Raw genomic sequence first — 22,610 nt, 5'->3', positions numbered from 1 at the left:
ACCGGGTCGGCAGCGTGACCGCTGGCTGACAGCGCTGTCAGTTTCGGGCCTTAAGGTCAGGGCGCCACTGGCTTGTGTGAAAGTTTGCGCGATCCCTGTGGGAGCGGGCGCGCCCGCGAACACCGGCAGAGCCGGTGCCATCCACCGCGTTGTATTCTTCGCGGGCACGCCCGCTCCCACAATTACCGTGTATGCCTTTTCGCAGTGAGTCAGGCTAGAAGCCAATGAACGCGTAACACACCGGAGTTTCGTTGGTAGTGCGCAAACCAAGCCCCTGCAAGCTCGCGACCAGCGCCTCATCCTGAACATGCAAGGTCCACTGCCCCCCGTCATCCCCATGCACCTGCGCCAGCGCAGTGGCAAACGCCCCCATGTCCGGCAGGTAAGCAGTAAAACCATTACCCTTGAGCGCACTGGTGGTCATGCCCAGCGCCTGGCACACCGCCACCTTGGCAGCAATGTCGTCCCGGTCGGCCTGCCGCGAGGCTTGCACCAGCACTTCCAGTTCCGCATCGACCAGTTGCGTACCGTGGATCAGTTCCGGCCCCTGCTGCCAGGCTTCTGGCGGGCAGTCCTTGTTGTCCGGGCGCAGCGGAATGTGTGGGTTGATTTCCACCGGGTAGATGCGACAGACCAGCGGGCGCTGGTCGTAGATGGTGCAAAGGTCGTTGTCGTCGAGGTTGCGGCAGCGCCCGGGGTTGAAGGCGGCAAAGGTCACCGACACGCGTGCTTCGCCGTCGCCGCAGTGCACGGGATGGGAGCGGCGCAGTACATGCTCGCGCTGATCAGCCGGCATGCCGGGACCGTCGGTGATGAACGCCTCGATCAGCACCACTACCTGGCCGGCATCGTCCGCCCAGCGTCGCGCTTCATCAAGCGTCAACGGTACATGGTGGCCCGTGCAGCACTTGCCGCAACCGGTGCAGCCGAATCGCAAGCTGTCGCTCACTTGGCCTCCGGGCTCCACTCGCTCACAAAGGCACGCTGGTGCTGGCGATCGTACAGGCACAACTCGGTGCCGGTGCGCTGCTGCATGTGCTTCTGTGGGTACACGCCTTCGATCAGCAGGGCGCTCATGCCCACCTGGTCATCGAACTCGGCGGGCTTGCCACGGGCGTGGGCGTCCTTGAACTGGCTGGCAGCCAGGCAGGCCTTGAGCATCTGTTGGCGCTGCTCGTTCCAGGCCTGGCTGCTGGAGGCCTGTGCGATACCGCTGAAAAGGGCGCAGCTGATCAGGATGGAGCTGAAGAACTTCATACGCGGTTCCGGCAGTTTTCTTACGAGGGGCGCGAATTATGCCCGACTCACCCCCGGCGGCAAGCCGGGGAAGTTGTCGCTGAATATATCAGCGCTCGGTGAACACCACGGTACGCGCGGCCACCACCAGACAATCGGTCAGCTCCGGTGAGGAGAACTTGGTAAGGATGGCGTTGGCCCCGGCCTGGGTTGCCTTTTCGCTGCTCATGGCGCTGTCCAGCGAGGTGTGCAGCAGCACGTAAAGGTGCTGGAAGTCGGGCGTTTCGCGCAGGGTGCGGGTGAAGGCGTAGCCGTCCATTTCGCTCATTTCGATGTCGGAGACGATGATGTTGATCTCCTGCGGCGTACCCTGCAGTTCCAGCAACACGTTAATGGCGTCTTTGGCGCTGCGCGCGGTGTGGCATTCGATGCCCAGGTTACGCAGGGTGTGCACCGACTGCTGCAGGGCTACCTGGCTGTCGTCCACCACCAGGATATTGGCGGCGGCCAGCAGGCTGGCGTCTTCTTCGCTCAAGGTGCCATGGGGCGGTTCGGCCACCGGTGGGGCGATGGCATGGATGACCTTTTCGATGTCCAGCACCTGCACCAGGGTGTTGTCCACCCGGGTTACGCCGGTGATGAACGAGCGGTTGCCTGAACCAAAGGGCGGCGGTTTGATGTCGGTGCTCAGGCAATGCACGATGCGGCTGACCGCCTGCACATGCAGGCCTTGGCGCGACCGGCTGATCTCGGTGACGATCAGGCACCCGCCGTCCGGGTCGGCAAGGGGCCGCTCGCCAATGGCGCGGGACAGGTCGATGACCGACAGCGAATGGCCGCGCAGGGTTGCCACGCCTTTTACGTGGGGGTGCGCCTCGGGCAGCTTGGTCAGCGGCGGGCAGGGGATGATCTCGCTGACCTTGAGCAGGTTGATTGCCATCAGCTTGCCGCTGCGCAGGGTGAACAGCAGCAGGGACAGCGAGTCCGCGCGGGCATTTTGCGTGGCCATGGTGACCTTCGGTGGGGAACAGGGGATAACCGGTTATCGGCCTGTTCGGGCTGGGCTTTAGGGATGTATAGCCTGTTCTGGCCCAATCGCCGGCAAGCCAGCTCCCACAGGTACTGCATAAGGCTTGAAGAGCATGCGGTCGAGGTGGGAGTTGGCTTGCCGGCGATTGGGCCGCAAAGCGGCCCTGGGCCAGCTACCGTTCGCGCAGGGCCTCCTTGGCCCGGTTCAGCGGCTTGATCAGGTAATCCAGAATGGTCTTCTCCCCGGTGCGGATATCCACCGTGGCCACCATCCCCGGTACAATTGCAAAGTGCTTGCCGGCCTTGTTCTGCAAGCTGTCCTGCTCGGTACGGATGAACACCCGGTAGTAGTAGATCTCGGGCTTCACTTCATCCTGCAAGGTGTCCGGCGAAATGCCCACCACCTTGCCATCCAGCCCGCCGTACACCGAATAGTCATAGGCACTGATCTTGACCTTGGCCGCCTGGTCCGGGTGGATGAAGGCAATATCGCGCGGGGCGATGCGGGTTTCGATCAGCAGGCGTTCGTCCATCGGCACGATCTTCATCACCTGGCCCCCGGGCTGCACCACGCCACCCAGGGTATTGACCTCGATGTCCTTGACGATGCCGCGCACTGGCGAACGCAACGTCAGGCGGGTAAGCGAGTCGCTGCGCCCGCGGATCACTTCCGACAGGCTGTCGGCCTCGGCGCTGGCTTTGGCCAGTTCTTCCCGGGCCCGCACCAGGTAGTCGGAGCGGGCTTCGTTGGCTTTCAGTTCAAGCTCTGAACGCTGGCGGTTAAGGCGGATCACTTCTACCCGGCTGGAAGCGCCCATCTTGGCCAGGTTTTCGGTGATCTTCAGTTCGCTGCGCACCAGTTGCAGTGAGTCCTGGATGCCCGCCAGGGTTTGCTCCAGGCCGCGACGGCGGGTCTGGTACAACGCGGTTTCGGCGTCGATCAGCTCGGGTGAGTCGCGCAGGCTGTCGGGGAAGGTCAGCGGCTTGCCGGTCACCTCCGCCTGCAGGCGGGCCTGGCTGGCTTTGGCGGCGCGGTACTTGGCTTCACTTTCGCCAACGCTGGAGGCGGTCTTGGTCGGGTCGAGCTGGGCCAGCACCTGGCCGCGCTCGACCAGGTCGCCTTCGGCCACGCTCATCTGCGCCACGATGCCGCCCTCGAACGACTGGATCACCTGCTCCCGCGAACTGGGGATCACTTTGCCAGTGCCGGTGGACACCTCGGTCACCTCGAACCAGGCGGCCCAGGCCAGGAACGCGGCCAGCATCAATGCACAAATCGTGATGATACGTCCGGCGCGGAACACCGCCTGGTCGTCCTGCCCATCCAGGTAGGAGGCCGGGAGTTCATGGTTGCTCATGCCTGGGCTCCTTGCAGTTTGGCCAGCGCGGCATCGCGCGTGTCATCGATGACAATGCGCCCGCCGTCGAGCACCAGGATGCGGTCGACCCGTTGCAGTACGCTCAGGCGATGGGTGGCGATCACCAGAGTGCGGCCCTGGCAGAAACGCTCCAGGTTATCCAGCAGCTTGCGCTCGGTCATGTCGTCCAGCGAGGCGGTGGGTTCGTCCAGCAGCAAAACCTGTGGCTGGCGCACCAGCAGGCGCGACAGCACCAGGGCCTGGCGCTGCCCGCCCGATAAACCCAGGCCACCTTCCAGAATCAGGTGGTCCATGCCCTTGGGCAGGCGGCGCACGAAGTCCAGTGCGCCAGTGGCCGCCAGCGCGGCAACCAGTTCCTGGTCGCTGGCCTGGCCGGCACCGAGGGTGAGGTTTTCCCGCAGTGTGCCGTGGAACAGGCGCGCGTATTGCGGCAGCAGGCCGACGTCACGGCGCAGGTCTGCGGGGTCGAGGTGGGCCAGGGCGATGCCGTCCAGGCTGACTTCGCCTTGCACCAGGTCCATGGCCCCGCCCAGGGCTTGCAGCAGGGTCGACTTGCCGGCACCGTTGCGCCCGAGCACGGCGATACGCTCGCCCGGTTGAATGTCCAATTGGCCGATATTCAGTACTGGGGGCGATTCTTCGCTGTAGCGGAAGTTGGCCTGGCGCAGGCGGTACTCGCCACGGATGGCCGGCAGGTGTACGCGGGCCTCGCTTTCGGGGTGGTCGACCGGGGACTGCATCAGTTTGTCCAGCCCTTGGAGGGCCACCTTGGCCTGTTGCCAGCGGGTCAGTACATGGGTCAGTTGCGCCAGCGGTGCCATCATCCGCGACGACAGCATCGACGCCGCCACCAGGCTACCGGTGGTGAGGTCGCCGGCGATCACCATGGGCGCGCCGATCACGATGACCACGGCAAACACGGCGCCCTGTACGTTCTGCGTCCAGGTCACCAGACCATTGGTGAGGGTGCGCAGGCGCAGGTTGGTGTGGGCGCAGGCCGCGTTGTACTGGTTCCATTGCCGCTCGAAGCGCGCTTCGGCTTGCAGTGCCTTGATTTCGTCCAGGCCCTGGATGCTTTCCACCAGCATGGCGTTGCGCAGCGCCGACTCGCGCATGGAGGCGTTGGCCAGCCGCGCCAGGCGCCGCTGTGCCAGCACTCCGGGCACTACCATGGCCAGCAGTGCGGCCAGCGGGATGAACACCAGCACGCCGCCGATCAGCCAGAACACCAGCAGGAACAGCAGGAAGAACGGCAGGTCGGCCAATACCGTGGCCGTGCTGGAGGTGATGAGGTCGCGGATCGATTCCAGCTCGCGTAGTTGCGAGATGAACGACCCTGTGGACTTCGGCCGCACCGAGTTGCGCAGGCGCAACGCATGCCCGTAGACCAGGTCGCTCACCCGCAGGTCGGCGCGCTTGCCGAGCAGGTCGGTCACCTTCAGGCGCAGCAGGCGCATGCTGAAGTCGAACACCAACGCCAGCACCACACCGCCAAACAGCACGTACAGGGTGGGCAGCGATTCGGCCGGGATTACCCGGTCATACACCTGCATCGAGAACAGCACCCCCGCAAGGGCCAGGACGTTAGCCACCAGCGAGGCGACCATCACTTGCCCATACGGGCGCAGGTCGCGCAGCACGATGCGGGCGAACCAGTGGCGGTCGTAGGGCGCGGTGTAGTCGTCGGTGCGCACGTCGCGCAGCGGCCGCGCCGGGCGCAGCAGGGCAACACGGTTGATGCGGCCTTTGAGGCTGTCACGCGGCAGGCGTGTGGTCAGGCCCTGGTCGCCGGCAAACACCACCGCCAGGTCGTCCTTTTCAGTGACCGACTCGACCACCGCCAGCTGGCCATCGTCCAGCTCCAGCACCAACGGGGTGCGCCATTGCCGCAAGCCCTTGGCATCGAAGCGTACGAAGCGCAGGGCCAGGCCAGCCTGGCGCGCCATGTGGCGGAGGATTTCGTCCAGCGGGCGGGCGTCCTCGACGGCGGCCAGGCGGATGCGTTGTGGCGACACGTCCAGGCGGTAGTGGTGCGCCACCTGCAGCATCACCTCCAGCCATGGCCCAAGGTCTGGCCGGTGAGCCGCTTCGGGGGCAGCAGCGGGCGCCTGGTTGGGCAGGGTCACATTGATGGAATCGGTCATGGCTGGATCTCCACCCCTTGCAGGTTGCGCCCCTCAAGGCCAAAGGCCGTGCGCAGGGCGCCGGTGTTGTACAGGCAGTCGACATCCAGGCGTAGCAGGTCGGAGCGGGTGCCGGCGAGTTCGAAGCGTGACTGGTAGATCTCCTGCTCGGCGTTGAGCAGGTCGAGCAGGGGCCGCGTGCCCAGGTCCAGGTATTGCCGGCCATACAGCATGCGCGCCTCCTGGATGCTGACCTGGCGCGCCTCCAGGGACGTCAGCCGGCGCCCCAGCCCGGAGGTTTGCGCCATGGCCTCGGCCAGGCCGCGACGCGCCTGCAGGCGTGCCGCATCCTCGGCGGAGTCGGCGGCGGTCAGCGCATGGCCGGCAGCGCGGGTGCGGGCGCTGATGGCGCCGCCCTGGTAGATGGGCACTTCGACGTTCAGGTAGATGCCGGCCTGGGTGCGGTCCAGGCGTGCGTTGTCGCGGTTGTAGTCGTCGTCCAGGTAGTGGTTGACCTGGGGTTGCAACGACAGAGTCGGGTAGGCTTCGGCCTTGGCCTGGGCCAGTTCGGCCTGGCCTTGGGCGCGCTGGGCCAGGGCCATCAGCACGGCGGGCAGGCGGTCATCGCCCTGCGAGGGCCGCTTGCAGGCCTGGTTCAGCTCGGGCGGTGCTTGCTCGGTCAGCGCTGGCGGGGTAACGCGCCCCATCAGGGCCGCCAGGGTGGAACGCCAGCGTTCGTATTGCGACTGGTATTCCTCCAGCGTGGCGCGGGCGCTTTCCACGCGGGACTCGGCTTGCACCACGTCGGAGCGGGTGCTGGCGCCCATGTCGCTGCGCTGGCGGGCCATGCCGGCAATGTCGCCGACCCCGCGAATCTGGTCGCGGGCGATGGTCATCAGTTGTTCGTAGCGGCGGGTTTCGATCCAGGCGTAGGCCGTGTCGCGGGCCAGCTCGTCGACCACCAGCAGGATGTTGGCCTGGGCACGGGCGGCGGCGGCCTGGGCCGCGCTGACGGCATTGTCGACCTTGCCGAAGTCGTAGAGCATCTGCTTGAGCGACAGGTTCAGTGCCTGGCTGTTGCGGTCACCGCCGTAACCGGTGTCATAACCGGTGCGGATACCGCCGGAAATCTGCGGGTAATACCCCGCACGGGCGACGTTGATGCCTTCACCTTGCTTGTACAGGTTGCCGATGGCTTCGGCGATGCTGGGGTGCCATTGCGCGGCTTGCAGCACCGCGTCGGTCAGCCCCAGGCGCTCGCCACTGGCCACCGGGGCCATGCCGATAGCGGGGCGGGCGGGCAACGCTTCGGGCGCATCGCGTAGCAGCGATGGCCCGATCTGGCGCAGTTGTGGGTCGATGTCGTCGGCTGCCTGGGCGGCCGGGTGGAAGTTCAGCACCAGGAGCCCGAAGGCGCCCAGCAACAGCGGTGACAGCGGACTGCTTCGCTTCACATAGTTCCCTTACTGCTGGTCGTCCATGCCGCCGGGCGTGTGCCCGGCGGGATTACAGCGGCCTCAGACCACATGGATACCGTTCTGCACCCACAGGTTATGGCTCGGATCCTCCTGGGCCGTATATTGGTTATAGTCGATGCCGTCGGCGGTTTGGTTCCCGACCAGCGTCCAGTTGTCTGTCATGTGAACCGTGTCTTTGTCGTCCCCCTTGATGATCAGTGTGTCGTTGCCGGTTTCGGTGATGGCCACCACGTCTGCCAGGTTGAGGGTAAGCGCCACCGCGCTGGTGTCGTTGAGGTCGATGACTTCGATGTCATGCACCCGGTCGGCCAGGTTGCCCAGGTCGATGCTGGCATCGCCACCGCCCCACAGCAGGGTGTCGGTACCGGTGCCGCCCTCCACGCTGGCGAAGTTCTGGTCGACCACCACCAAGGTGTCGTCCCCTGCGCCACCCTGCAGGGTGATATGGCCACCCTGGCTGCCATCGAGGTGGTCGTTGCCGTCGGTGCCGGCAATTACCTCGGTGGAAGCCGACGCGGCAACACTGGCCAGCGCAACCCCTTCGTCACCGGTATCGGACAGCAACGACATCGTGCTGGTGAGGCCGGCGGCGTTGTCCAGGTTGATGGTGAGCGTTGCGGTGTCGGTGGTGCCGTTGGGGTGGGTCAGCTCGTAGGTGAAGGTGTCGTGCTGGCCGACGGCTGTCGACGTGAGCCCTGAGTTGAGGGTGTAGGTGTAGCTGCCGTCAGCATGCACCAGCAGTGTGCCGTAGGTGCCGGCCACGCTAACTCCGTTGTAGCCCGGGATGGTGTAGGTGTTGGCCGCCGTCAGCACGCTGAGCACGGTCAAGGCCGAGCCCACGGTGTCATCGGTGAGCAGGTTGCCGGTGGCTGTGGTCGCGCTGCTGACCACGAACTCGGTGAGGTGCGTGGTGGTGGCGTTCAGGCTGGTGGTGATGGAGCTGAGCAGGCCGATGCCGCCCGCTGTGACGCGCACGTGGTAAGTACCGGCCCCCTGGTTCTGGAAGGTATAAGCCGCACCGCCCCCCAGCAGGCTGACCAATGAGCCGCCAGGCACCGACTGCACCAGCACATACTGGCCGGTGGCCGGATTGAGCTTGAGCAACTCGATGGTGGTGCCGTTGAGCAGGCTCAACAGGTTGGTGGAGTTGACCACCACCTGCAGGTTGGCTGTGGTATCGGCAGCAACCGAGGTGGTGTAGGTGGCCTGGCGCGTGCCAATTACCGGCAGGCTCAGCGTGCCCAGCGAGCTGCTGCTGGTGTCCACACGGTTGACCAGGGTCAGGTGGCTGAAGCCGACGTCGTTGACGGCATCGACCACTGTGGCCGGCGCACCGTAGTTGATGTTGCTCCACACCTCCGTGGCCTGCGGGCTGTCGATACGTACATACAGGTTGGCAGAGTCGGACAGGCCGTTCGCATGCACCAGCTGATAGCTGAACACATCGACCTTGCCGACACTGCTCGGGCTGCCGTTTGGCGTGTAGGTGTAGCTGCCGTCCGCGCGAATCACCAGTGTGCCGTACAGGCCTTGTACCGTGGTGGCGCTGCCGGCCGCGACATAACTGCCGTCCTTGAACACCTGGAGCACGGCGGCGCTGTCCGGGCCACGTGCATCGACAGTGCCATCGGTGCCCACATCGGTGATGACGTTGCCGGTGGTGGCAGTGCCAGTCCCGGTGAACTGGGTCAGGCTGGTGGCCGTGATGTCCAGCGAAGTGGTCACGTTGGTGATCAGGCCAATGCCGCCACTGCCCACGGTCAGGCGGTAGTCACCGGCTTGCAGGGTACCGATATCGACCTGCAGGCCCAGCGGCAGCACGATCAGGTCGAGCAGGCCCTGGGTGTTGCCGGTGGCCAGCGTCACCCAGGCGCCCGTCGCGTCTTTCACTTGCAGGGTGAACGTGGAGTTGTTGAGCAGCGCCAGTACGCTGTTGGTGGTCAGTGTCAGGGTCGGGTCCACCGTGGTGCCGGCGGCTACGGTCCAGGTGTAGGTCTTGGTGAAGCCCGACAGCAGGGTGGTGAAGCTGTCGGTGTAGGTCTTGGTCGCGGTGACCGGTACCAGGTTGACCGTTGCCGTCGCCAGGTTGTCGCTGGCGATGACCGGGGCGTTGGCATCCACATCGGGCGCGGTGATGGTGACGTTGCCCGACACGTTGCCACGCGGGTCCGTGAGGCCGACCGAAAGGACCTGGCCGTTGTCTTGAGGCGGGCTCAGGGTCACGGTGAAGCTACCGTTCGGTTGTACGGTCGCGGTTTGCAGTACGGTACCGCTGGCGCTGCGCACAGTGACGGTGGCGCCTGCTTCGCCGGTACCGGTGAGGGTACTGCCGTCGGCACTGATCTGCAGGTTGCCGGCCACTGCAGGCGGGGTCAGGTCTGGTGCGGTCAGTGCGGTGCCGGTAGACACGTTGCCGGCACTGTCGGTCAGGGTGACGCTGAGCGCCTGGTTGTCGATTTGTGCGGCCGTGAGGCTGACCACGAACAGGCCGTTAGTGCCCACCGTTGCGGTGCCCAGTACGGTGCCGGCACTGTTGCGCACGGTGACGGTGCTGCCGACCTGGCCAGAGCCGCTGACCGAGGTGCCGTTGGCGTTGATGGCCGCCACCGGTGCTGCGGGTGGCGTGGTGTCCGGTGCGGTCAAACTGGTGCTGGCGGACAGGTTGCCGGCTGCATCGGTCTGGCGTACCACCAGCAATTGCCCGTCGTTCTGTGGCGAGGTCAGGGTGATGCTGAAGGTGCCGTTGGCTTGCACCACGCCGGTACCCACCTGGCCACTCGGGCCTTGCACGGTGACGGTAGCCCCTGCTTCGCCGTTACCGGTCAGTACCGTGCCTGTGCCGTTGATGGTCACGTTGGTCGGCACGGCTGGCGGCTGGACATCAACGGCCGTGTAGCTGGTGCTGCCAGACGCGTTGCCTGCAGCGTCGGTCTGGCTCACGCCCAGTACCTGGCCATTGAGCTGCGCCGCGTTGAGGTTGACGGTGAACACACCACCGCCATTCACCAACGCCGTTCCAAGCACGTTGTTGCTGGCATCGCGCACGGTCACCGTGGCTCCGGCCTCACCGGTACCGGTAAGCACCAGGCCATTGGCCGACAGGCTGGTAACCACCGGGTTGGCCGGTGGGGTGATGTCGGCCGCTTGCAGGAAGAGCGGCTGCGATTCGCCGCCCAGCAGCGAGACTGCCGTCACCGAGATGTGCTGGCCGTTGAGTTGAGCCGCGTTCAGCGTGATGCTGAAGCTACCCGTTCCGATGTTGGCGAGGCCTGAACCGATCAGGTTGCCGGCTGCATCGTAGACGCGAATGCTTGCGCCGGCTGCGGCCGTACCGGTCAAGGTAAGGCCGTCGCTGCCCAGTATCGCATTGGTCGGTGGTTCGGGTGGCGGCACCAGAGGGGTGATGTACGTCACAGCCCCTGAGGTATTGGTACCGTCGGACTGTGTCACGGAGAGGAATGCGGCTGAGCCCGGCGCCGGCGTAAGGTTTATCTGGAAGTTGCCAGCGGCGTCCACCAGACCGGTCCCGATCACGGTGCCGTTGGGGCCACCGACTCTGACGGTGACCGTGGCATTGGCTTCGCCCCTGCCGGTCAACGAACTATAGGTATTGTCGATCGCCAGGTTGGTCACCACGGCGGGTGGCGAGGTGTCGTTGGTCTGGTAGCTGGCGGGGACCGAGGCATTGCCGGCCGCGTCCGTGGATACCACGGTCAACAGTTGGCCGTTGTTCTGAGCCGGGTTGATGACAACGGTGAACTCGCCGTTGCCGCCCACCACCACCGTACCCACGATGCTGTTGTCAGGGCCACGAACAGTGATGGTGGAGCCGGCTTCCGCCGTACCGGTCATTGACGTGCCTGCCGGGTTGAGCAGCAGGTTGCCTGGCTGCACAGGCGGTGTCAGGTCTGGCGCGGTTACCTGCAAGGGCGCCGACGGGTTGCCGGTGGCGTCCTGGGCGATCACCGTCAGTACCTGGCCATTGATTTGCGGGTTGTTCAGGTCGAGCACAAAGGTGCCATCCGGGTCGACTGTCACCTGGCCCAGCAGGTCGCCATTGTTGTTGACCACGGTGACGCGGGTGCCGGCTTCGGCGGTACCGATCAGTTGGGTGCCGCTGTCGTTGAGGCTGGCGATCACGGTGGCCGGCGGGGTGATGTCCAGCGCCGTGACCGTGCTGACCGTCGAAACGTTGCCGCTGCTGTCGGTCAGGGTGACCTGCAGCAGTTGGCCATTCAGTTGCGGGGTATTGAGTTCGACCACGAAGTTGCCATTGGCAGCCACCACGGCAGTGCCAATCTGTGTAGTGCCGACATACACGCGCACGGTAGCGCCCGCTTCGCCGACACCGCCCAGTTCATCGCCTGCCACACTGAGCTGCAGCGCGGTTGCGGCGGCGGGTGGCGTATGGTCCGGTGCTTGAACGGTGACCGGCAAGCTGATGTTGCCGGGTGGGTCGGCCTGCTGCACCGACAGCACCTGATGATTGATTTGCGCGGGCGACAGCTCGACGCGGAAGGTGCCGTCTGCCAGCACTGTGCCGGTACCTAGCACGGTGCCGGCGGCATTGCTGACGGTGACCGTCGCGCCTGCTTCGCCCAGGCCGCTGACCACACTGCCGTCGGCGTTGATCACCACGGCGGTAAGGGGCGCTGGCGGTGTGAAGTCCGGGGTTTGCAGGGTGGCCACGGCCGACACGTTGCCGGTGGCATCGGCCTGGGTGAAGCTGAGCAGTTCGGCATTGCCCAACGCCGGGCTTAGGGTGATGGTGAAGTGGCCGCTGGCATCGACGGTGGCGCTGCCGATGGGCTGGCCTGCCGGGTTGGTGACGGTGACCAGCGCGCCCACTTCGCCGCGGCCGGTGATGGTCACGCCATCGCTGGATATTGCCAGCGCGGTGGGTGCTGCGGGTGCCGTGGTGTCCGGCGCAGTGATGGCGCTGGCGGCGGACTGGTTGCCGGCGGCATCGGTCAGCACCACCTGCACCTGCTGGCCGTTGGCCTGAGGCGAGGCGAGGTTGACCTGGAAGGTGCCGTCGGCGCGCACTGTTGCGTTGCCCAGCACCGTGCCGTCGGCGGCCAGCACGCGAACAGCGGCCCCCGCTTCACCGGTACCGTTGAGCAGGCTGCCACCGCCGGCGAAGGCCAGGTTGCCAGCGGCATCCGGCGCCACGCGGTCGGGGGCAGTCAGGCTGACGCTGTTGGACTCGTTGCCGGCCACATCGGACTGGCTGGCGCTGAGCTGTTCACCGTTGATCTGCGCGGCGCTGAGGTTGACGCTGAAGTTGCCGCTGGCATCCACCAAGGCGGTGCCCAGGTCGATCCCCCCTTCGCCGATCACGGTGACGGTGGCACCTGGCTCACCGCGCCCGGTGAGTACCAGGCCGTCGTTGGACAGCACCAGGTTGGTCAGTGGTTGCGGTGCGGTGGTGTCCGGTGCCTGCAGGGTCGCCGGCAGCGAGACTGCGCCGTCGCTGCCGGTGGCGCTTACCTCCAACCGTTCGCCGTTGGCCTGGGCGCTGCCGAGGTTGACGGTGAAGGTACCGTCGTTGGCTACCGGGCTGCTGCCCAGCAATACGCCGTTGGGGCCATACACCTTGACCGTACTGCCTACCGTAGCGGTACCGGTCACCGACAGGCCGTCGGCAGCCAGTACCAGGTTGTCCGGTGTCGCCGGTGCCAGAAGGCCCGGCGCGGTGACGCTTTGTGCCGGGGAGACGTTCTGTGCGGCGTCGGCCTGGACCACGCTCAGGCTTTCACCGGTGATCGCGGCTGGCGACAGGGTGACGCTGAAGTGGCCGTCAGTGCCGACCGTGGCGGTGCCCAGCACGGTGTTGTCGGGTGCCCGTACGGTGACGGTCGCCCCGGCTTCGCCATTGCCTGTCAGGGTGGTGCCACTGGCAGACACCGCCAGGTTGGTCACGGCCGCTGGCGGCGTGGTATCGGCTGCGGTGTAAGGCGCGGCCGGTGAAACGTTGCCGGCCGCGTCGGTAGCCGTTACCTGCAGGGTCTGCCCGTTGGTCTGGGCGCTGTTCAGGGTGACCTGGAAGGTGCCGTTGCTGCCGGTTGTCGCCGTGCCCAGCACGTTGCCGCTGGCATCGCGTACGGTCACGGTGCTGCCGGCTTCGGCGTTACCGGACAGTTGCAGCCCGGTGGCGGCGAGGACCAGTGCAGTCGGTGCAGCGGGTGGGGTGAAGTCCGGCGCGGTAACGGCCACGGCGGCAGAGGTGTTGTTGCCCGCGTCGGTCTGCGTAACGCTCAGGTGCTGGGCGTTGAGCTGGGCGCTGTTCAGGGTGAGGGTGAAGCTGCCGTTGGCGGCCACCAGTCCAGTGCCGATGATGGTGCCGTCCTGGCCGCGCACGGTGACTGTGGCACCGGCTTCGCCCAGGCCGGTCAGGGTCAGGCCGTTGTTGTTCAGCACCACGTTGGTGAGTGGGGCTGGTGGGGTCAGGTCCGGGGTTGCCACATTGACGGCTGGCGAGGTGTTGCCGGCGGCATCCACTTGGGTCACGCCGATGGCCTGGCCGGTGGCTTGCGGGGTGTCGAAGGTCACGGTGAAGCGACCGTCGGCGCCCACCGTGGCCGTGCCCAGCAAAGTACCGGCGGCGTTGCGTACCTGCACGGTAGCCCCCACTTCGCCGCTGCCGGACAGCTGCCGGCCGTCCTGGCTCAGCACCGGGTTGGTGATGGCGGCAGGCGGTGTGCGGTCTGGCGTCGCCAGGCTGGCCGGGCCGGAAATGTTACCGGCGGCATCGCTGAGGGTGACTTGCAGCGCGCTGCCGCTGGTTTGCGCGCTGGGCAGGGTGATCTGGAACTGCCCACTCTGGTTGACGGTGCCGGTGGCCAGGATGGCGCCACTGGCATCGCGTACGGTCACGGTGGCGCCGGCTTCACCCTGGCCGCTGAGCACGGTGGCCGCGCTGTTGAGGCTGAGGTTGCTGGCGGCCAGCGGTGCCTGCAGGTCAGGGGCTTGCAGGGTGGCCGCGAGCGAGACGTTACCCGCCGCGTCGGCCTGGGTCACGATCAGGTTCTGGCCGTTGGCGACAGCTGGCGAGAAATCGATGCTGAACAGGCCGTTGCTGCCGACGGGCGCGGTTCCCAGGAGGTTGCCCTGCGCATCGGTCACACGCACGGTAGCACCCACTTCGCCTTGGCCGGTCAGCGTACTGCCGGTGGCATTGAGTACGACTTGGGTCGGTGCGTTTGGCGCGGTGGTGTCGTTGGCCACGACAATGGCTGGCACCGAAGGCAGGCCATCGACGGTAGCCTTGGCGCTGACCTGCAAGATCTGGGCGTTGAGCTGGGCGCTCTGGAAGAACACACGGAAGGTGCCGTCGCTGCCGACCGTGGCGGTGCCCAGGGTGGTGCCCCCGGAGGTCACGGTAATCAGCGAGCCGACCGTCCCCTGGCCGGTCAGCAGGAAGCCGTCGGCACTGATGGACAGGGCCGACGGTGTGGCCACCTCGGTGCCGGTCGGGCCGGCAAGTGGCACTTCGGGGGATTCGTTGCCGGCAGGGTCGATCACCACCACATCAACGGTTTCGCCGGTGGCCAGTGGCGGGTCGACGTCAACCACGAAGGTGCCGTCTGGTCCAACGGTGATGGTGCCGCGAACGGTGCCATCGTCCTGGTTACGGACTTCCACTGTGCTGCCAGGCTCCGCAGTACCCCCAACGGTGCTGCCGTCGGGGCTCACGGTAAGCCCGGTAGCAGAATCCGGGTTGGTGGTGTCCGGGGCGTTGACGGAGACCGGAGCAGCGTCGTTGCCGGCTGCATCGGTCACCACCACAGTCACAGTCTGGCCATTGGTCAGCGGGGTATTCAGCGGTACGCTGAAACTGCCATCCGGATTGACGGCCACCACGACCACATTGCCATTCCCGTCGTTCACGGACACTGAGTTGGCGCCAGGCGCATTGCCGGTGACGGTGCTGCCGTCCGGACTGACCAGCACACCCGTGGGCGCTGCCGGTGGCGTGATGTCCGGCGCATTGATCTGGCCGGGCAGGGACACATTGCCGGCAGTATCGGTCAGGGTCACATTGAGAGACTGGCCGTCCAGTTGGGCGGGCGAGAGTGGCACTGTGAAGCTGCCACCTGCCGGCACGACGATGGTACCTACCAGGGTGCCGTCGGTAAGCCGCACTTCCACCGTGGACCCAGCTTCACCAGTACCCTGGATGGCGTTGCCGCCTGGGGTGATGGTGAGGCCGCCCGGCGCTGTTGGCGCGCTGCTGTCATCGGCGGTGAAGCTGGCAGACGGTGAGGCATTGCCACCACCATCGATCAACACCACCGACAATACTTCGCCGTTGGTCTGGGCGGGGGCGAGTGGTACTTCGAACGTGCCGTCGGGCGCCACCTGAATAGTACCCAGCAGGTCGCCTGCCGCGTTGCGAACCTCTACGGTGGTGCCTGCCTCGCCTTGGCCGCTGAGCAGGGTACCGGCCGGATCCAGGCCCAGGCCTTGCGCCGGCAGCGGCGCCTCGAAGTCAGGCGCGGTCACGGTGCCGGCGGGCGAGTCGTTGCCGGCGCTGTCTGTCTGGGTCACAGACAGCGTCTGGCCATTGAGCTGGGGCGGGTTGATGCTTACCAGGAAGCTGCCGTCTGGCTGAACCGTGGCGGTGCCCAGCACGGTACCCGCTGTATTGGTAACACTCACCTGCGCACCTGGCTCGCCACTGCCGGTAATGGTCCTGCCATCGCCAGACAGGGTCAGGCCGGTCGGGGGCGCCGGCAACTCGGTGTCCGGGGCCGGCAGGTCGGCGGCCGCCGACAGGTTGCCGGTTGGGTCACGCTGCTCCACGGTCAGCGCCTGGCCGTTGGTCTGTGGTGGTGTGAGGGTGATTTCGAATGCACCGTTCGGGCCTGCCACGGCACTGCCCAGCACACTGCCATCCGGCCCGCGCACGGTCACGGTGGCGCCAGGTTCGCCGCTACCGGTGACGGTGGTGCCTGTGCCATCGATGGTCGGGTTGGTGACCGCCTGCGGCGGCGTGGAATCGGGGGCGGTGAAGCTCACCGGCCCGGCGCTGTTGCCCAGGTTGTCGGTGGCCTCGACGCTCAGGCTCTCACCATTGCGCTGTGGCGCATTGAGGGTGACATCGAAGTGTCCGTCTGCACCCACTATGGCGGTGCCCAGCACGTTGCCGTTGGTATCACGCACGGTGACGATGGAGCCACTTTGGCCCAGGCCGGTCAGGTGAATGCCTGCAGTATCGATGGCCATCCCGGAAGGTTGCAGCGGGCCATCCAGATCGGGTGCGATGACGGTGGCGGTCGAGGTATTGCCGGCCGCGTCGCGCAGCACCACGTCCAGTTCCTGGCCGTCGGTTTGCGGTGGGTTGAGCACCACGCTGATCACGCCGTCAGCGCCGACCTGGGCGTTGCCCAGCACGACACCCTGGGCGCTGATGACCTGCACGGTGGTGCCCGGCTCGCCGCGGCCGGTGAGCAGGCTGCCATCGGCGCTCAGTTGCAGCTGGCTGGCTTCATTGGGTGGCGTGATGTCAGGGGCGGTGACTTGGGTCGGCAGTGACGCGTTGCCGGCGCCATCCACAGCCACCACATCCAGGGTTTCGCCGTTGGCTTGTGCCGGGGTCAGGCCGATGGTGAAGCTGCCGTCCGGGCCTGCCTGTGCGCTGCCCAGCACATTGCCCTGCGCGTCACGTACCTGCACCTGCGTGCCCGTCGGTGCGGTACCGGAGACGCTGGAGCCATCTGCGCTCACCACGACACCGCTCGGGCTCTCGGGCAGCGGTGCATCGGCAACCGTCACGCTAAGCCCTACCGAGGTATTGCCGGCGGCATCGGTCTGCACCAGCACCAGGGTTTCGCCCGCCGCCAACGGCGATTCGAGGTCGACCACGAAGGTGCCATTTGGCGCGACGGTGCCGGTGCCGAGCACCGTACCCTGCGCATCACGCACTTCCACCGTGGCACCGGGTTCGCCACGGCCAGACACGGCCAGGCTGCCATCGGCGGCTACCACGTCAGTGACGAGTGTCGGCGCCGTGATGTCCGGGGCCACATAGCTCAGCGGTACAGAGGTGTTACCTGTCGCATCGGTTACGGTAATGGACAGTGTTTCGCCATTGGCCTGTGGCGGGTTCAGGGTCAGGCTGAAGCTGCCATCCGGCTGGGCGATGGCGCTGCCGATCAGGTTGCCCAAGGCGTCTTTCACCTCTACCCGGGCGCCGCCTTCGGCAGTACCGGCCAGGGTGTCGCCATTGGTCAACACCAGGCCCGTTGGTTGCAGGGGGGCCACAAGGTCTGGCGCAGTCAGTGGGCTAGGTGTGGAGACGTTGCCGGCAGCATCGGTCAAGGTCACCTGCAGGGAGGAGCCATCCACCACTGGAGTTGGCAATTGCACGTTGAAGCTGCCATCGGGTTGAACGGTGCCGCTCACCAGCACTTGGCCCTGGTCGTCGAGCACTTTGACGGTGGCACCCACTTCGCCGCGGCCGGAAACCGTGCGGCCATCGGCGCTGATCACCAAGTTGGTGGCTGGCGCGGGCGGCGTGGTATCGCCGCCGTTATCGATGACCGGCGCGGTAACGGTACCGGCCGTGGAGGCATTGCCTGCGGCATCGGTAGCGGTTACCTGCAACTGTTCGCCTGCCACTTGCGGTGGGGTGAGGCCAATGCTGAAGGCCCCGCTGGCGCCCACCACGACACTGCCCAGCAGGGTAGTGCCGTCGGCGGCCAGCACGCGTACGGTGCTGCCGGCTTCGGCGCGCCCGGTCACTGCGCTGCCATCGGCGCTGACGGCCAGCTCACTTGGCGCGGCTGGGGCGGTGATATCCGGCGCAGTTACTTGTGCCGGCAGTGACGAGGCCCCGTTGGTGTCGATGGCGACCACATCCAGCAGCTGGCCGTTGGCCTGGGCTGGGGTGAGCACAACGGTGAAGGTGCCCCCGGCACCCACCACGATGCTGCCGACCAGGTTCCCATTGGCATCGTGCACTTCCACACGGCTGCCGACTGGCGCCGAACCGCTGATGCTGGTGCCGTCCGCCGCGAACACCAGGTCGCTCGGGCTGGCCGGCGTGGTCACCAGCGGTACGTCGAAGGTCAAGGCTTGGGAAGCGTTGCCGCTTGGGTCGGTCTGCACCAGGCTCAGGCGTTCGCCCGGCAGCGCGGCCGGGTCGAGGTCGAGCACGAAGGTGCCGTTGCCGGTCACCGTACCTGTGCCGATCAATGTGCCATTGGTGTCCCGCACTTCAACGGTGGCACCGGCCTCACCGCGACCGCTCAGGGTCAGGCCATCGGCACCGACCACGATATTGCTGACCTGCGCAGGCGGGGTGATGTCCGGGGCGTTGAATTGCAGCGGCGTCGAGGTATTGCCGGCGGCATCCACCAGGCGGATGTCGAGGACTTCGCCATTGGCCTGGGCGGGGGACAGGGTAACGCTGAAACTGCCGTTCGGGTTGACCACACCGGTGCCGATCACGGTGCCTGAGGTGTCGCGTACCTGCACGGTGGTGCCAGGTTCACCGCTACCGGTCAAGGTAACGCCACTGGCAAGGCCCAGGCCGGTGGGCTGAGCAGGGGCCTGCAGGTCTGGGGAGGCCACCGTGCCTGGCGTGGAGGCATTGCCGGCGGCATCGGTCAGCACCACTTGCAGGGTGCTGCCATCGTTGACGGGTGGCGTCAGGACGATCTGGAAGGTGCCGTCCGGGTTGACCGTGCCGCTGGCCAGCACGTTGCCTTGGGCATCGCGCACCTGCACGGTGGCACCCGCTTCGCCACGGCCGCTCAGCTGGCCACCGGCCAGGCCAACGACCAGGTTGGTCGGCGCCAGGGGTGGCGTGGTATCGACACCGTCGATGTCGGGGGCCGTGACGCTACCGGCGCCGGAGGCATTGCCGGCGGCGTCGGTGGCGGTGATTTGCAGCACTTCACCGTCCACTTGTGCAGGTGTGAGGGTAATGCTGAAACTACCGGTCGCACCCACCACCGCCGTACCCAGCACCGTAGTGCCGTCGGCAGCCAGCACGCGCACGGTGCTGCCCACTTCGGCACGGCCGGTGACAACGGTGCCGTTGGCATTGATCGCGAGTTCGCTTGGCGCGGCTGGCGCGGTGATGTCTGGCGCGCTGACCTGCACCGGCAGCGACGATGCCCCTGTGCCGTCGATGGCCACTACATCCAGCAGTTCGCCGTTGGCCTGGGCCGGGTTGAGGATGACGGTGAAGGTGCCATCGCCGCCCACCACCACGCTGCCAACCAGGATGCCGTTGCCATCACGTACCTCCACACGGCTGCCCACCGGGGCAGAGCCGGTGAGGCTGGTGCCATCGGCGGCAACCACCAGGCCGCTTGGGCTATCGGGGGCAGTGGTCAGTGGCACTTCATACTGCAAGGCTTCGGACGCGTTGCCGCTCGGGTCGGTTTGTACCAGGCTCAGCACCGCGCCTGGCTGGGCTGCAGGGTCGAGATTGACCGTGAAGGTGCCGTTGGCGCCGACCGTGGCGGTGCCGATGACGGTACCGCCAGCATCACGCACTTCGACGGTTGCACCCGCTTCGCCGCGACCGCTGAGCACCAGGCCACTGGCACCGACCACGACATTGCTGACAGCAGCAGGCGGGGTGATGTCGGGGGCATCGAACTGGAGTGGCGCCGAGCTGTTGCCGGCGGCATCCACCACCCGCACATCCAGCGCCTCGCCATTGGCCTGGGCGGGGAACAAGGTGACGCTGAAGGTGCCGTCTGCGTTAACCAGGCCGGTGCCGATCACAGTGCCGGCGCTATTGCGCACCTGCACGGTGGCACCGGGTTCGCCGCGGCCGGTGAAGGTGACACCCTCGGTCAGGGCCAGGTCAGTAGGTTGCGCAGGGGCCTGCAAGTCCGGCGAAGTGACTGAACCGGGTTGCGAGACGTTGCCAGCGGCATCGGTGAGGGTGACTTGCAAGGTGCTACCGTTGTTCACGGCAGGAGTCAAGGTCACCGTAAATGTGCCGTCGGGGCTGACCGTACCGGTTGCCAGAACAGTACCTGCGGCGTCACGCACCTGCACGGTAGTGCCGGCTTCGCCACGCCCGCTCAGCTGGCTGCCGGCCAGGCCGACCACCAGATTGGTTGGTGCGTCGGGTGGCGTGATGTCGCCACCGTCGATATCTGGCGCGGTGACCGAACCTGCCGTCGAGGTGTTGCCTGCCGCATCGGTGGCGGTGACTTGCAGCACTTCGCCGTCCACTTGTGGTGGGCTGAGGGTGATGCTGAAGCTGCCGGTTGCGCCAACCACGACGCTACCCAGCACGGTAGTGCCATCGGCGGCCAGTACCCGCACGGTGCTGCCCGGTTCGGCACGGCCGGTGACGACAGTGCCATCGGCGTTGACGGCCAGTTCGCTCGGGGCGGCCGGCGCGGTAATGTCTGGCGCGGTGATTTGCGTTGGTAGTGACGATACACCCGCATCATCGATGGCCACGACGTCCAGCAGTTCGCCATTGGCCTGGGCCGGGGCCAGAACGACGGTGAAGCTGCCATCAGGGCCGGCCACGACACTGCCGATCAGCGTGCCGTTGGCGTCGTGCACTTCCACGCGGGTGCCGGCAGGCGCCGTGCCGCTGATGCTGGTGCCGTCCTCGGCGAACACCAGGTCGCTGGGGCTGGCCGGGGCGGTGGTTACCGGGACTTCGAACTGCAGCGCTTCGGAGGCGTTGCCGCTGGGGTCGGTCTGCACCAGGCTCAGTTGCTCGCCGGGCTGCACGGCCGGGTCAAGGTCGATCAGGAAGGTGCCGTTGGCACCCACTACACCTGTGCCGATCACCGTGCCGTTGGCATCACGGACTTCGACGGTGGCACCCGGTTCACCTCGGCCGCTCAGCGCCAGGCCGCCGCTGCCGACTGCAATGTTGCTGACCGCAGCAGGTGGCGTGATATCCGGGGCATCGAACTGCAGCGGGGCAGAAGTGTTGCCAGCCGCGTCCACCAAACGAACGTCCAGCGCTTCGCCATTGGCCTGGGCTGGGTTAAGGGTGACGCTGAACAGGCCGTCGGCACCGACCACGCCCGTACCAATGATAGTGCCAGCGGCATCACGCACCTGCACGGTGGCGCCTGGCTCGCCGCGACCGGTGAAGGTCACGCCATCGGCCAGGGCCAGGTCGGTGGGTTGAGCCGGAGGCAGCAGGTCGGCGGAGGTCACCGAGCCCGGCTGCGACACGTTGCCGGCGGCATCGGTCAGGGTCACTTGCAGGGTGCTGCCGTCGATCACGGCAGGGCTCAAGGACACCACAAAGGTACCATCCGGCCCAACAGTGCCAGTCGCCAGCAGGTTGCCGGCGGCATCACGGACCTGCACGGTGGTGCCCACTTCGCCACGACCAGTGAGCTGGCTACCGGCCACGCCGATCACCAGGTCGGTTGGTACTGGGGGTGGCGTGGTATCGACACCGTCGATATCCGGTGCGGTGACCGAGCTGGCTGTGGATATGTTGCCTGCTGCGTCGGTGGCGGTGGCTTGCAGCACTTCGCCGTCTACTTGCGGCGGGTTGAGGTTGATGCTGAACACGCCGGTCGGGCCGACCACGGCGGTGCCCAGTTCGGTACCGTCGGCGGCAACGATGCGCACGGTGCTGCCCGGTTCGGCCCGGCCGGTAAGCACGGTGCCATCGGCGCTGACAGCCAGTTCGGTCGGTGCGGCGGGCGCAGTGATATCCGGGGCATCGAACTGCAGCGGGGCAGAAGTGTTGCCAGCCGCGTCCACGAGACGGACGTCCAGTGCTTCGCCGTTGGCCTGGGCAGGGTTAAGGGTGACGCTGAACAGGCCGTCGGTACCGACGATGCCCGTACCGATGAGGTTGCCGGCAGCATCACGCACCTGCACGGTGGCGCCTGGTTCGCCGCGACCGGTGAAGGTCACGCCATCGGCCAAGGCCAGGTCGGTGGGTTGAGCCGGAGGCAGCAGGTCGACGGAGGTTACCGAGCCCGGCTGCGACACGTTGCCTGCAGCATCAGTCAGGGTGACTTGCAGGGTGCTGCCGTCGTTCACGGCCGGTGCCAGCGTGATAGCGAAGCTACCGTCTGCCCCGACAGTGCCGGTGGCCAGCACATTACCTGCGGCATCGCGTACCTGCACCGTTGTGCCGGGTTCGCCGCGGCCGCTCAAGCGCTGGCCGGCCAGCCCTATCACCAGGTCGGTTGGTGCTGCGGGTGGCGTGGTATCGACACCGTCAATATCCGGTGCGGTGACCGAGCTGGCTGTGGATGTGTTGCCGGCCGTATCGGTGGCGGTGGCCTGCAGCACTTCGCCGTCTACTTGCGGCGGGTTGAGGTTGATGCTGAACACGCCGGTCGGGCCGACCACGGCGGAGCCCAGTTCGGTACCGTCGGCGGCAACGATACGCACGGTGC

Annotated in this window: 7 protein-coding genes; all 7 read right to left on the bottom strand. The window is 66.6% G+C overall.

The features are described 5' to 3' along the window. Nucleotides 1-214 precede the first annotated feature (214 nt). A complete protein-coding gene (locus N436_RS05140; RefSeq protein ID WP_110740539.1) occupies nucleotides 215-949 on the bottom strand; it encodes a YkgJ family cysteine cluster protein in 735 nt (244 codons plus the stop codon). Further along, nucleotides 946-1,257: a hypothetical protein gene (locus N436_RS05135; RefSeq protein ID WP_105945672.1), complete on the bottom strand. Its 312-nt coding sequence runs from the start codon at nucleotides 1,255-1,257 to the stop codon at nucleotides 946-948. Before N436_RS05135 ends, N436_RS05140 begins: the two co-directional genes overlap by 4 nt. A gap of 88 nt (nucleotides 1,258-1,345) precedes the next feature. Continuing rightward, the gene (locus tag N436_RS05130) at nucleotides 1,346-2,245 is read right to left on the bottom strand and encodes a chemotaxis protein (RefSeq protein ID WP_105945673.1); all 900 of its coding nucleotides are present in this window, start codon (nucleotides 2,243-2,245) and stop codon (nucleotides 1,346-1,348) included. A 193-nt stretch (nucleotides 2,246-2,438) separates the two neighbouring features. Further along, nucleotides 2,439-3,623 carry an HlyD family type I secretion periplasmic adaptor subunit gene (locus N436_RS05125; RefSeq protein WP_105945674.1) on the bottom strand — a complete coding sequence of 395 codons (1,185 nt, stop codon included), beginning with the start codon at nucleotides 3,621-3,623 and terminating at the stop codon, nucleotides 2,439-2,441. Further along, the gene (locus tag N436_RS05120) at nucleotides 3,620-5,788 is read right to left on the bottom strand and encodes a type I secretion system permease/ATPase (RefSeq protein WP_110740538.1); all 2,169 of its coding nucleotides are present in this window, start codon (nucleotides 5,786-5,788) and stop codon (nucleotides 3,620-3,622) included. Before N436_RS05120 ends, N436_RS05125 begins: the two co-directional genes overlap by 4 nt. Next, nucleotides 5,785-7,221, bottom strand: coding sequence for a TolC family outer membrane protein (locus N436_RS05115; RefSeq protein WP_110740537.1), 1,437 nt, complete (start codon nucleotides 7,219-7,221; stop codon nucleotides 5,785-5,787). Before N436_RS05115 ends, N436_RS05120 begins: the two co-directional genes overlap by 4 nt. Nucleotides 7,222-7,284: 63 nt before the next feature. Further along, nucleotides 7,285-22,610, bottom strand: a 15,326-nt coding sequence (locus N436_RS05110; protein WP_110740536.1) for a BapA/Bap/LapF family large adhesin, incomplete at its 5' end; no start/stop codon positions are given.

Origin of the sequence: Pseudomonas sp. RV120224-01b (assembly GCF_003208145.1) — a bacterium.
Taxonomy (GTDB): domain Bacteria; phylum Pseudomonadota; class Gammaproteobacteria; order Pseudomonadales; family Pseudomonadaceae; genus Aquipseudomonas; species Aquipseudomonas monteilii.
The sequence above is the reverse complement of the archived record's forward strand: the minus strand, read 5'-3'. Positions and strand labels throughout refer to the sequence as shown.

What these genes read in the sequence shown, in the direction of transcription:
- N436_RS05125 (WP_105945674.1), bottom strand. Translation starts at nt 3,623, where the DNA reads ATGAGCAACCATGAACTCCCGGCCTCCTACCTGGATGGGCAGGACGAC.
- N436_RS05135 (WP_105945672.1), bottom strand. Translation starts at nt 1,257, where the DNA reads ATGAAGTTCTTCAGCTCCATCCTGATCAGCTGCGCCCTTTTCAGCGGT.
- N436_RS05130 (WP_105945673.1), bottom strand. Translation starts at nt 2,245, where the DNA reads ATGGCCACGCAAAATGCCCGCGCGGACTCGCTGTCCCTGCTGCTGTTC.
- N436_RS05120 (WP_110740538.1), bottom strand. Translation starts at nt 5,788, where the DNA reads ATGACCGATTCCATCAATGTGACCCTGCCCAACCAGGCGCCCGCTGCT.